Genomic DNA, 12,674 nt, shown 5'->3' with positions numbered 1-12,674 from the left:
TAGCTAGGCATAAGTAAACTTAAAACCCAGAAGAGCATACCGCCCGCGCAGCGGGCGGTATGCTCTTCTGGGTTTTGTTTTTTATAGCTACCACCAACTGTATCAGGACATAAACCCCAAAATCATGTTGTCGCACTCCGCGCGACAACATGATTTTGGGGTTTAATTTAGTATTGTCTATCTGCTTAGAGAACCCAAAATGATCTATCAATCTAACTGGATGCCCCATGAAGGAATTGTGACTCACGCTGGAGGACAAATTCCTTCTAATATGGATTTCTTTGCTCCTCCACCAATCGAAATTGGCTCAATTCTCTCCGCTGAAAGCAATCTAACTCACTCTAAGCAGCCTATTCCCATTTCTGCACGCATATCCCTCTCCTTAATCGTTGGCGGGTTATTTGCTTACGGTATTCGCTACATGTCTAAGACCGACGAGGTTAACATTATCGCGATCGCAACTGGTGCGATCGTGGGGCTGATTCTTTATCTGATTACGGAGTTTCGCTACTCATGCTCCTATGTTGGCGAGCAGGGAATTGTCAAGCTATTCATCAAGGGTTCGCGTACCGCCATCCCCAAAAAACAACAACTCTGTTTTAAGGATGCCTCAAATTTATATGTGACTCAAATTCGCAACTATGTCAATGGAATTTACGCAGGAACGGCATATACCTACAGATGGAAGCATATTTCGGGAAAGGACTACTGTTTGAATGGACAATATCATGCGGAGAAAAAAGTTCCTAAAGATGGAGATAATTGGCATTTTGCCAATACGGCTGAGCGCGTATGGAGCATTTATTTACTAGAATCTGTCAATGAAAAGTTAAATAGCTTGGGATATGTGGAATTTCCGATGACAGGAAATCCCAAAGCCGTAAGAATTGGTAGGGGCTTTATGGAATTTGTAACAAAAAATAAAGAGCCTCAAAGGGTTGCCGTTACTGAGATGAAGGATATTACTTTAGGTGGAGGAGTTTTTCAATTTAAACATCAAGATGCTAAGTGGTGGTCTGGCAAAGGCAAATATTCTTTCACCTATAGCAATATTCCTAATGCAAGGCTATTTCTAATTGTTCTTGAGAGTTTAACGGGAATTCGCTGGCAATAACCCAAAGCCAGAGAGCGTAACACCCGCACAGCGGGTGTTACGCTCTCTGGCTTTGGGTTTTAATTATGCCGAACCATAGCTGCCGCCAACTGTATCAGGACATAAAACTCCAAAGAGAGTTGCCGCGCGGAGCACGGCAACTCTCTCTGGGGTTTTGATTTTGTCCTAACAAAACTGGCGGCAGCTATACTTATTAGATCGCTTAGATCGCTAGAATAGATCGCTTAGGGACTCGATCAATTTTTGATTTTCGCTTTCTAACCTTACCGCAACTCTAAAATAGCGATCGCCTAGTTCGGGGAAACTCAGACAATCGCGAATGAGGATTTTATCCCTTTGCAATAATTCCTTTTGCAAAAATGAACCTGCAAGTTCTGTTTGCACCAACAGGTAATTGGCTGCATTTGGCAAGGGTATTAGCCCTGATATTTGCGATAAGCCTTTGAATAGCTGCGATTTGGCACTTTTTAACCAAGCCCATGTCTGTTGCTGAAATTCCCGATCGCTGAGGACAGCGATTCCTGCGGCGGCAGCAAAACTATTGACACACCAAGGATCGCGCCATGCCTGCCATCGCCGTAAACGGTCGGGATGGGCGATCGCATAGCCAAGCCTCAAGGCAGGCAAACTATAGAATTTTGTAAGCGATCGCAAAATCACTAAGTTAGGATGAGATGGAACTAAATCAATTAAGCTTTGTTGCTGTTCTGGTGGGAGAAAATCCATAAAAGCTTCATCGATTACCACCAAGGCAAATCTTTCGAGATAGGGCAAAATACTATCTCTAGAAAATAAATAGCCTGTGGGATTATGGGGATTGTTGATCAGGATCCCCTTGGTATGAGAATTACTAATTTCGGGCAGATCCGTCTTAAAACTTACCTCTTGATTACTAATTAGAAATGGATATTTTTCCACTTGGCAATCGAAGGTTTTTAGAGCGCGATAGTAATCGGTAAAAGCAGGCGTAAAGAGCACCGTGGCAACTAATTGCGAAAGATCGCGCCCCACCCAAGTTAATAGCTCGGCAACTCCGTTACCAGCCAAAATCCATTCCGAGGACAATTGATGAAACTCGCCTAAGGAATGTCTGAGTAATGTATATTCTGGATCGGGATAATGACTCAAATCGGTGAATTGGGACTGAATCGCTGCGATCGCTGATTTAGGGACACCCAGAGGATTAATACTTGCCGAAAAATCTAAGATCTGGGCTGGGGATATGTTAGCCATCTCTGCCGCCCATTGTCGATTCCCCCCATGGATTGGATGTAAACGCTCAGACGATTGCATAGTTTTTTTATTTTAGATTCTATCTCAGGAGCCTTGACTGCTGTTGGCTACTCTTAATGCTGGCTTTGGCAAGATTTCTAAGTAGCTAGGCGCAAAACATAAAAGAACAAAATCTGTAGCACGCGCAACGTGCTACAGATTTTGATTCTGGTTTTTAATTATGCCCAGCTACTTATACCAAATCACAAAATGGCTACACCATGTTGTGATTTTAAAACCCTTACTGGGTTTGGTTTTCAATTTCTAAAAGTGTAGCCACACTTTTGGAAATCGGTATTAGAGATTTTTCTATAGTTCCGAATTTAGACCAAGCAAAGCAAAACCTAGAAGAGCATACCGCCCGCGTAGCCGACGGTATGCTCTTCTCTAGGTTTTAAGTTTACTTATGCTTAGCTACTTAAACATGCGCTTATGGCAATTTTAGATTTTTAGGTCACACAACTTACGGGAATACAGGTTAAGCTAGGATTAATCATCGCTTCTTACGTCACAATCTATGCTACGAATTGTCACCCAGAGAACTGAAGCAGAATCCGAAATCAAACGGATTTGCGATCGCATCTATGACGATCAGATGATCCACAAAGAAGCCACAGTCACCGAAATTATTCAAACAGTTAGACGCAAAGGTGATACCGCCCTACTGCACTACACCTCTGAATTTGATGGTCAAGACTTCACAGCGGCGGAACTGCGCGTCAGTGGATCGGAACTTGATGCTGCTTATCAGCAGGTCAAAGGAGGTCTACTCAAGGCGATCGAAATGGCTCATCAGCGTATCGAAGAATTTCATAAAATGCGTGTGCCAAAAAGCTGGGTGCATTTTGGCGATAAGGACATAGTGTTAGGTAAGCGCTATACACCCGTTGATGCTGCGGGTATTTACATACCTGGAGGTAAAGCAGCCTACCCAAGTACTGTTTTAATGAATGCCGTACCCGCAAAAGTTGCGGGGGTAAAAAAGATTGTCATGGTTACGCCTCCGGGTCAGGAGCGCACCATTAATCCCGCGATCTTAGTGGCGGCTCAGGTCGCTGGGGTGGAAGAAATTTATCGTGTGGGGGGAGCGCAAGCGATCGCAGCTTTAGCCTATGGTACGGAAACCATTCCCAAGGTTGATGTCATCACAGGACCGGGAAATATCTATGTCACCCTTGCCAAAAAACAAGTATTTGGACGTGTCGGCATCGACTCGATCGCAGGACCTTCTGAAGTTTTAATTATTGCCGATGCTAGCGCCAATCCTACCTACGTAGCGGCAGATATGCTGGCTCAAGCTGAACATGATCAAATGGCAGCATCGATCTTGCTCACCAATGATTCGCGCCTTGCTAATCGCGTTTCTGAAGAAGTAAATCGGATGTTAGAAAACCATCCACGACGCTTAATGACAGAAAAGGCGATCGCTCACTATGGCTTAATTGTCGTCGTCGATAACCTCAATACCGCCGCCGAGCTATCCAATCAATTTGCCCCAGAACATCTGGAATTAGAAGTCGAAGAACCTTGGCACTTGATCGATCAAATTCGTCATGCAGGGGCAATTTTTATCGGGCATTCTACACCTGAGGCAGTCGGTGACTACCTCGCAGGACCAAATCACACTTTGCCTACCTGTGGGGGGGCGCGTTATTCCTCGGCACTGGGGGTTGAAACATTTTTAAAGCATTCAAGCTTGATTCAGTACAGTCCTGAAGCCTTAAAGGAAGTTTCTGGGGCGATCGCTTTGTTAACCGAAGCCGAAGGCTTACCCTCCCACGGTGATTCCGTAAGATTGAGATTGCAAGATATTTAGTAGTTCTTTAGTAGTTCTTTAATTAGATAAGTAAAAAAACAAAACTGGGGTGCAGTATGCACCCCAGTTTTGTTTTTTTATATTTATAGCTGTCGCCAATTGTACTAGGAGATAAACCCCAAGAATTGACTGGCGGCGCGAAGCGCCGCCAATCAATTCTTGGGGTTTGATTTGTCCTCATTCAAGTGACTCTAGCTATAATACCAATTCCCAAAATGGCGTTGCCATTTTGGGAATCTCAAAACCTTAATGAGTTTAGGGACTTGCGATTTAATGAAGTACCAAATATAAAACCAGAATCGGTGGCGCGGCGGAGCCGCGCCACCGATTCTGGTAAATCTGGATTGGTATCTTATTTTCTCGCAAGTCCCTTAGTTTTTAATTCACAAAAGTGTTGTCACACTTTTGTGAATTGGGATAAGTAGCTAGGCATAAGTCAACTTAAAACCTAGAAGAGTGTACCGCCCGCTATGCGGGCGGTACGCTCTCTGGTTTTGGTTTTTAATTATGCCTAGCTACTTAGGACTTAATTTAACATCAGTTCAACGAAGGCGGAAAATGATAAAAATCGCTTCTCTTTTTTTACCATTTTCCGCCATTTGCGTGGCGCAAAGAGCCGCGCAAATGGCATTATCGAACTCACGTTAATTTAATTTTTCAATTACTTTTTGATACTTTTTAATACTTTTTGAAATAACGCGACTGTAACAGCTTTAGCAATCCTAAATGACTTGTAAGAGGCTTCGATTTCGCCTAGCCATTATATCCCTCCGCTGGCTGAGCGAAGTCGAAGCCCTATTTTTCTCATAAATGATTTAGGACAGATATATACATATTGAAAAATACATATTGAAAACCCCGATTGTTTCGCGATAAAAAAGTAGTTTGACTAGATACGACAAATTAGAAAATAATGATTTCACGATCATTTCACGATTTAGTCATAGCCTAAAGAGTTAATGTATTAATCACCATAACTTGATTTGAGCCTAAGCCAGCAAATACTATATTTGCATTTCATAGGAACTTCTCGGTATCTCATTATACTTAGCAAATACTTGGCAAATACTTAGCGATCGCTATATAAAAAAGTTTACATATCCTATCTATCCTTGTTTACTTTGAAATGTTAGTATCGTGAGGACTTCAAAAAGATTATATAAGCAAGCAAATATCAGTAATAGATCCAAATAAATATCTATTTGGTATTAATTTATTGATCGCATTGCAGCGTGATCATAACTACTTTGTTAGTTTGTATTGATTTGCTAACAAAGTAAGCGGCAATATTCTTTTTGAGTCAATTAACCTATGAATTACCACAAAACATAGAAATATGAAATTAGGTCATCAAGTGCACAAGGCTATCAAAGTATCACTATCGGTTCTAGCATCCTTTGTTATGGCGGTGGGAATTTTATTGGGGGGATACAATGCTCCTGCAAATGCTGGATACGATCCGTTTATTGGGGAAATTATGACTACCGCTAACACCTTCTGTCCTCAAGACTGGGCTGAAGCGGATGGACGGACATTGCCGATCAATCAATACACTCCCCTGTTTGCATTAATTGGTACCACCTATGGTGGCGATGGCTACAACACTTTTAATCTACCCGATTTACGCAGTCGCGTAGCTGTTGGCTATGGTCAGGGCAATGGACTTTCTCGTTACCAACTCGGTCAGACTGGTGGGCAGGAAAATGTTGCCTTAGGTGTAGCTGTGGCTAATGCTAAAGTTGCCGCTTCTACTGATGCATCAGCAGTTGCCGTTGTTAATAATGCGAAACTGCAACCAGCCGCAGTTTCACCCGTCCAGCCCTACTTAGCATTGCGTTATTGCATAGCTCTTAATGGCATATTTCCTAGCCGTGGCTAGCTCTGATGTCATTCCCTCATGAGGATTTGAGGCTTAGGGTTTCATAGATTTATGATCTTTGCGATCGGGCTATGAGCCTGATTCTCTTATCTCCTTTTGATTGGAACCTAAAAACATGAAATATAAAGTGAAATACAAAGACATAGAATTATGAAACTAGGCGATCGATTGCATCAAACTATCAGGCTGTTAATCTCGATTCTTGTCTGCTTTGCCATGGTAGTTGGTTTGTCTTTGAGCGGATATACCGCTCCTGCCAATGCATCTTCCGAGCCAGAACTTGGAGAGATTATGCTCGTAGCCTATGATTTCTGCCCAAATAATTGGGCTGAAGCCAATGGTCAAACGATTCCCATTAGCCAAAACACAGCTCTTTTCTCGCTGTTGGGTACAAACTATGGCGGTAACGGAAGTACTACATTTAATCTGCCCGATCTACGGAGCCGCATTCCCATCGGCTACGGTCAAGGAAAGGGGCTTAATCGTTATGAACTTGGACAGCTTGGCGGTCAAGAAAATATTAGATTAAGTTTAGATTCTAGTAGTGCTAAGGCTGCTGCATCAGCAAATCCGTCAGCCGTTGCTGTCGTCAATAGTGCAAACTTGCAAACAGCATCAGTTTCAACCTTACAACCCTATTTAGCTTTACGGTATTGTATCGCCCTCCAAGGACTTTATCCTATGCGTCCATATTAATAAGTAAAAACCCAGAAGAGCATACCGCCCGCCGCGCGGGCGGTATGCTCTCTGGCTTTGGTTTTTAATTATGCCTAGCTACTTATAGCTATCACCAAGTGATGCCCCATAAGAGAATGTCGGCGCTTCGCGCTGACATTCTCTTATGGGGATTTAAGTCCTAGTCCATTTAAAAGCCCATGACCTTCGCTACGCTAGTAATATCGGGGGCAACGCCCTTATGCAATTTGGATTCGGCACAGGCGATCGCCGTATCGGGATCCTTAATACCATTGCCAGTCAGTACGCACACAATCGTTGCTCCTGAAGGAATTTGATCGCTAATTTTTAGCAATCCCGCGACTGAAGCGGCGCTAGCAGGCTCGCAAAAAACGCCCTCTTCCCCAGCTAAGAACTTGTAAGCCGCAAGAATTTCGACATCGGTGACGCTATGAAAAGCACCGCCGCTTTCTTCCCGCACTTTGAGAGCCTTTGCCCAGTTAGCAGGATTGCCGATTCTGATTGCTGTAGCGATCGTTTCGGGTTTATCAAAGACTTGTCCTGTTACTAAGGGAGCAGATCCCGCAGCCTGAAATCCCATCATTCGAGGTAATTTGGCGGATTTGCCCGATGCATAATATTGGGAAAATCCCATCCAGTAGGCGGTAATATTACCAGCATTGCCCATCGGAATACATAACCAATCAGGGGCATCACCGATCGCTTCTACTAGTTCAAAGGCTGCCGTCTTTTGACCTTCAAGGCGATAGGGATTGACAGAGTTAACCAACGTAATCGGAAATTTTTCCGACATTTCCCGCACAATTTCGAGGGCTTGGTCAAAATTACCATCGATCGCAATTACTTCTGCGCCATAGATTAGGGCTTGGCTCAACTTACCAAGGGCAATCTTGCCATCGGGAATTAAGACAAAAGCCTTCAATCCGCCACGTTTAGCATAGGCTGCCGCTGCTGCCGAAGTATTCCCCGTACTCGCACAAATTACCGCCTCCGAGCCAGATTCCTTAGCTTTAGAAATCGCCATCGTCATGCCACGATCTTTAAAGCTGCCAGTGGGGTTGAGCCCGTCATACTTGAGCAGGACTTTGATATTGCGTCCTAATTTTTCGCTAAGGGCGATCGCGGGAATTAGGGGAGTATTGCCTTCATGCAAAGTGACAATTGGGGTTTGGTCTGTAACTGGCAAATAATCCGCATAGCGACATATAAGTCCTGGCCAACCATTAGGAACCGTAGAGGCAGGGTAAAGATCGAGACGAGTATCAATCACGCTTTCTTCTATAAAATGCTTATAAACGATCGAATCTAGTTTAGCTCTATAACAAATACCAAAACCCAGATCTCAAAATCCAGACTGGGTTTGATTTGCAATGGCAAACAAGTATAAGCTTATATATTACTGCAAATAGTTGAAGCGTTAATAGAAGTTTTATACTAAAGCTCAAAATGGCTATGCCATTTTGAGAATTGAAAACCCTTACTGGGTTTGGTTTTCAATTCACGCAAGTGTGATCACACTTGCGTGAATTGGTATTATGATTTGCGCCTAGTACAACTATAGCTACAGTCCCCAAGAATTGACTGGCGGCGTGAAGCGCCGCCAGTCAATTCTTGGGGTTTATGTCCTAATACACTTGGCGACAGATATAACTAACGTGAGTTCGAGATAATTTGAAACAGGCATTGAGAAAGGGTTTGCTACGCAAACCCTTTTTCAATGCCCAAAAGTAAAAGCCTTGCTACGCAAGGCTTTTACTTTTGGGCTTTGAAAATTTGCTAGCTTAACCCCAAGCTGACATTAATTATGATCGAGGTATCGATTGAGCAAACCATTCACCTGAGAGGGCTTAACAAAGCTATGCCGTTCTTTGTTTGGCATTACAACTAAATTAGGTGCTTGTTTGCATTGTTTTTGGCATCCTGTCTTTTGAATCTGTACGTGATTCTCTAAGCCGCGATCGCGCAATTCCTGTTCTAGCTGTTGGTAAACCTCTTTACCGCCACGTTGCCAGCAGTCGGATTTCTGACAAATTAAAATACAAGCTTTATTAACCTTTGACTTAACAACCTTGGGCGAGTCATTGGGAGAAGCGTTTGGAGAGACATTTACAGCTTGATTTACAAGGGCATTCGGAGCGCCAGCTCTACTATATGACGAAGCCTCTAGTTTTAGAATTCCTTTTTTGCGATCAATCTTTTGTGTACCAATTATTTCTAGCCAAGAGCCAACACTTAAATGGGGATCGAAGTTCTGGCTTAGTTCTTTGGGCAGCTTAACCCAATATTCCTGAGAAGCGATCGCCACTCTCAAATATTTAACCCGATAGCCATCTTTGAGGATGACCCCCAAAAATTGAGCCATAACCTGAAAATCTGCTATTTGCGTCAAAAGTTTTGACATAGATTTTTGATTATATTTTTGACTAAATTGAGTAACTAGATAGGTTTAATTATGAAACCTTACTTGCCAATTATTCTTTAAAAGTTGAATCATCTCGTCCCGCGATGCGTTCATCCGTCTAATGACACACCAAACCTGCAATAGATGATTGGGATTGGAAATCTGAACCGTCAAAGGTCTATGGGATGAGCATTGACAGGGTATGTCTAACTCTTGTAGACGATAGTAAAGATCCCATCTATCAGAACCATCTATGGAAATCTCTTGATTCACTGCTAAGGAGTAGTTGATTGGATTCATGGTTGAGTTGCCTTAAATCAGATAGTTATTGATATATTCTTGCAATAACTATTAGATTTGATACTACTACATAAATGCAATTAATTCTCATCTAAATCCCAAAATGCTTCAAAAACTCGTCAGCACGGGCACAGGGGTGTTTGTCTTTACCTGAAAAAGCCTTAAAATAATTTGAGTTTCGCGTCATCAACTACTTGATATTTGATTAGTCAAAGGGAAGCAAAAATATGTCTACGATTCAAGGGCTAGTACGAGCATTTGGGGAAATTGCTGATAATCCAGTACTACTGGACAAAAGTGTGACTACACCTGTCTGTGAAGGATTAAACTCTGCTTTAGCAAGCTTTCAGGCACTGTACTTACAGTACCAAAAGCATCATTTTGTTGTGGATGGCTCTGAGTTTTACTCATTACATGAGTTTTTTGAAGATGGGCTCAAAGCAGCGATCGCTCACGTCCACGATCTCGGAGAAAGATTGAATGGGCTGGGTGGAATTCCTGTAGCTAGTTTCGCCAAATTAGCTGAATTGTCCTGCATTGCATCCGAAGAAGATGGAGCCTATGATTGCCGCTCTATGGTGGAACATGATCTCGCGGCGGAACAGGCAATCATTCAACTATTACGTCGTCAAGCAGCCCAAGCGGAAAGTTTAGGCGATCGGGCAACTCGTTACCTCTACGAAACAATTCTGCTAAAAACAGAAGAACGCGCCTATCACCTCGATCACTTCCTTGCCTCCGATAGCCTAACCGTAGCATTTGTTGGCAAATAGGTAAGTCACTATACCAATTCACGAAAGTGTGACAATACTTTTGTGAATTATAGCTGTCGCCAAGTGTATTAGGACATAAACCCCAAGAATTGAGTGGCGGCGCTTTGCGCCGCCACTCAATTCTTGGGGTTTGATTTGTCCTAAGTCAAGTGACTGTAGCTATAAAAACTAAACCCAGTAAGGATTTTCACAGTTCAAAATGGTGTAGCCATTTTGAACTGTGATATTACGGATTAAGGCGTAATAATCGTTGCAGGCAAATTAAGATTTGCTTGTGGATAATCTAGCTTTTCATGTTCCACCACAAATACATTTGAGTACAGATGCGCCACAATCTCCTGTCCTTGCTGTGTCAGCGATAGATAGTACAGAGCATCCTTGACGAATGGATAAACGCTTGTCCAATAAAATTTAGGATAGTTACGGCGTAAATCGCCTGGATGAGCATATCCAAGAGCCGCATTAACCCCTGTTTCTTCAAACTCGTAAAACAAAGCACCAATCTTCTTGAGATAGCGGGGATCGCTGAGTTGACCGATGAGATCAGCCGATCGCACTAATCCCGCAAAATGCGTTGTATCTTGATGGTCACCAGTTTTAGGTACGGGAAACCTAGTCAGCTCGATATTACGGCAGATTTTCTCCGCCTTAATCAAGGAATGATTAGCAAAGCGTTGGTTGACAAATAGCTTAGCGCGATCGACATGATAGGGAGTGAGTCCAGCGTCTGAAGCTCCAGGCGGAAGTTCCACCATAGAATCACCAATTCCCGTTGCATACTTGCCATGAGAATCCTGAAGGCAGACACCTTTGACATAACCAATATCATGGCAGACAAGAGAAATAATATAGTGCAACCAATCTTCAGGAGAAACACGACCTTCGCGAATATGTTTACCCCGTAAAATTTCCTGCCCAACCAGAGTTACGAGGATCGTATGTTCGACGTTATGATACAGAGCGTCACTATTGGCTATGTTTTCAAGAGCCATATTGCCAGCCCAGCCAATAATATCCTCGTAGTCATGCATATAGCCGCCATAGGTACGGTGATATCCTAGCTTTAACTGTTCAACAAAATTACCAATCAGCAGTTCAGTTGCATTAAACATAAATCTTCATATACCTATGTAAAGCTAAAAGCCAATCTAAATGATAAGTCTAATACTCGTATCTGTCTCATGAATAAAATTTTGCGAAAGCTTAGGAATTATACCTAGCATTTCTGAACGAATCATAATATTCCAATATCCCACTTTTCTTTACAAGTAGGACTTATCTATAGCAATCCTAAATCATTTCTAGATTTTTGGTTTTTACAGCTACAGTCACTTGACTTATAAACAAATCAAAAACCAAGAATTGATGAGCAGCGAGGAATGTTGCCAGTCAATTCTTGGGCTTTATGTCTTAGCACAATTGGGCACAGCTATAGATTGTAATCATGTCCAGTTTCTTAGATCGTATTTGTAGATAAATTAAGACTAAGTAGCTAGGCATAAGTAAACTTAAAACCTAGAAGAGCATACTGCCCGCGCAGCGGGCAGTATGCTCTCTGGTTTTGTTTTTTAATTATGCCGAACTACTTACATTTGACAGATCATTTGACAGATTAAGTTGCAGCAAAAATCACTATATATAAAATATTGTCAGCGTACTATCATTAAGTCGATGAACTTAACCTCAAAATTCAAAATATGCTTAAAAAATTTGCTAAGGGTTTACTACTGCCAATTTCCGTAGCATTGGCATTGGCATCTTGCCAGCAACCCAGCGCAACAACTTCATCACCGTCAGCTTCAGCTTCTCCCAGTTCTACGCCTTCAGCTTCTTCGGCTTCTCCTAGCGCTAGCCCTTCGGCTTCTCCTAGCGCCAGTCCTTCAGCTTCTGCTAGTGCTAGTCCTTCCGCTTCTCCTAGCGCCAGTCCTTCCGCTTCTCCTAGCGCTAGCTCCGCAGTTTCAGAAACAACTCAAAAAATTGATGCTGCTGCCAAGGCTAGCCCTGAGTATGCCGAAATGTACGAAGCAACTAAGGGGATCCAGTACGTCACTATAGTTGAGAAAGAAACCTGCAAAGCAATGGATAGTGGCAAATATACTTTCAAGCAGCTATTCGAGGAACTTGAGAAATCATTTGACAGTGCGGGCGATAAAAATTCTATTCCCGCCGATAAACTTGAAAAGTTGAAAAATTATACAGGTTTCCTAATTGGGGCTAGTGTCCAAGCATCTTGTCCTAAACATTTGGGGGCTCTCAAAGAATTTCTAGGTAATTAATCGGTTCTCCTAAATCTAAGAGCAGACTTACTAAGAGAAGACTTAAAGATTCTTCCCTACCTTGTTCGATCGCTATTGGTTATAGATTTAAGTAATACCAATCAGGACTAACTGAAGTGTTGGCTCATTTCAGTGAATTAGTATAAT

Annotated in this window: 11 protein-coding genes; 6 read left to right on the top strand and 5 right to left on the bottom strand. The window is 42.6% G+C overall.

What is annotated here, in order from left to right; genetic code table 11:
- The first annotated feature begins 199 nt into the window (after positions 1–199).
- Positions 200–1,114: a DUF6585 family protein gene (locus PseudUWO310_RS02725; protein ID WP_142598799.1), complete on the top strand. Its 915-nt coding sequence runs from the start codon at positions 200–202 to the stop codon at positions 1,112–1,114.
- Between the two features lie 210 nt (positions 1,115–1,324).
- Here the strand turns inward: PseudUWO310_RS02725 and cobD are convergent, their stop codons facing one another.
- Positions 1,325–2,407, bottom strand: coding sequence for a threonine-phosphate decarboxylase CobD (cobD, locus tag PseudUWO310_RS02720; protein ID WP_142598797.1), 1,083 nt, complete (start codon positions 2,405–2,407; stop codon positions 1,325–1,327).
- Between the two features lie 496 nt (positions 2,408–2,903).
- Between cobD and hisD the strand changes: the two genes are divergently transcribed.
- From hisD to PseudUWO310_RS02705, 3 genes are all read left to right on the top strand, one after another.
- The gene (hisD, locus tag PseudUWO310_RS02715; protein WP_142598795.1) at positions 2,904–4,202 is read left to right on the top strand and encodes a histidinol dehydrogenase; all 1,299 of its coding nucleotides are present in this window, start codon (positions 2,904–2,906) and stop codon (positions 4,200–4,202) included.
- Positions 4,203–5,538: 1,336 nt separating this feature from the next.
- Positions 5,539–6,081, top strand: coding sequence for a phage tail protein (locus PseudUWO310_RS02710; protein ID WP_142598793.1), 543 nt, complete (start codon positions 5,539–5,541; stop codon positions 6,079–6,081).
- Positions 6,082–6,231: 150 nt separating this feature from the next.
- Positions 6,232–6,777, top strand: a complete 546-nt coding sequence (locus tag PseudUWO310_RS02705) for a phage tail protein (protein ID WP_142598791.1) — start codon at positions 6,232–6,234, stop codon at positions 6,775–6,777.
- A gap of 169 nt (positions 6,778–6,946) precedes the next feature.
- Here PseudUWO310_RS02705 and thrC read toward each other — a convergent pair whose 3' ends face one another.
- The 3 genes from thrC to PseudUWO310_RS02690 all read right to left on the bottom strand — a co-directional run bounded on the left by thrC (position 6,947) and on the right by PseudUWO310_RS02690 (position 9,478).
- Positions 6,947–8,047, bottom strand: a complete 1,101-nt coding sequence (thrC, locus tag PseudUWO310_RS02700) for a threonine synthase (RefSeq protein WP_009627944.1) — start codon at positions 8,045–8,047, stop codon at positions 6,947–6,949.
- 528 nt (positions 8,048–8,575) lie between these two features.
- Positions 8,576–9,178 (bottom strand): (2Fe-2S) ferredoxin domain-containing protein, encoded by a 603-nt coding sequence (locus PseudUWO310_RS02695; protein ID WP_142598789.1) that lies wholly within the window; start codon positions 9,176–9,178, stop codon positions 8,576–8,578.
- Between the two features lie 45 nt (positions 9,179–9,223).
- Positions 9,224–9,478 carry an Asr1405/Asl0597 family protein gene (locus PseudUWO310_RS02690; protein ID WP_142598787.1) on the bottom strand — a complete coding sequence of 85 codons (255 nt, stop codon included), beginning with the start codon at positions 9,476–9,478 and terminating at the stop codon, positions 9,224–9,226.
- Positions 9,479–9,705: 227 nt separating this feature from the next.
- On the opposite strand from PseudUWO310_RS02690, the gene PseudUWO310_RS02685 reads away from it, so the two are divergent.
- Positions 9,706–10,251 carry a Dps family protein gene (locus PseudUWO310_RS02685; protein WP_142598785.1) on the top strand — a complete coding sequence of 182 codons (546 nt, stop codon included), beginning with the start codon at positions 9,706–9,708 and terminating at the stop codon, positions 10,249–10,251.
- 233 nt (positions 10,252–10,484) lie between these two features.
- Here PseudUWO310_RS02685 and PseudUWO310_RS02680 read toward each other — a convergent pair whose 3' ends face one another.
- A complete protein-coding gene (locus tag PseudUWO310_RS02680; RefSeq protein ID WP_142598783.1) occupies positions 10,485–11,363 on the bottom strand; it encodes an Npun_R2479 family HD domain-containing metalloprotein in 879 nt (292 codons plus the stop codon).
- A gap of 585 nt (positions 11,364–11,948) precedes the next feature.
- On the opposite strand from PseudUWO310_RS02680, the gene PseudUWO310_RS22700 reads away from it, so the two are divergent.
- Positions 11,949–12,527 carry a hypothetical protein gene (locus PseudUWO310_RS22700; protein WP_190315884.1) on the top strand — a complete coding sequence of 193 codons (579 nt, stop codon included), beginning with the start codon at positions 11,949–11,951 and terminating at the stop codon, positions 12,525–12,527.
- Positions 12,528–12,674: the final 147 nt, after the last annotated feature.

The organism is Pseudanabaena sp. UWO310, assembly GCF_006861605.1.
Lineage (GTDB): Bacteria > Cyanobacteriota > Cyanobacteriia > Pseudanabaenales > Pseudanabaenaceae > Pseudanabaena.
The sequence above is the reverse complement of the archived record's forward strand: the minus strand, read 5'-3'. Positions and strand labels throughout refer to the sequence as shown.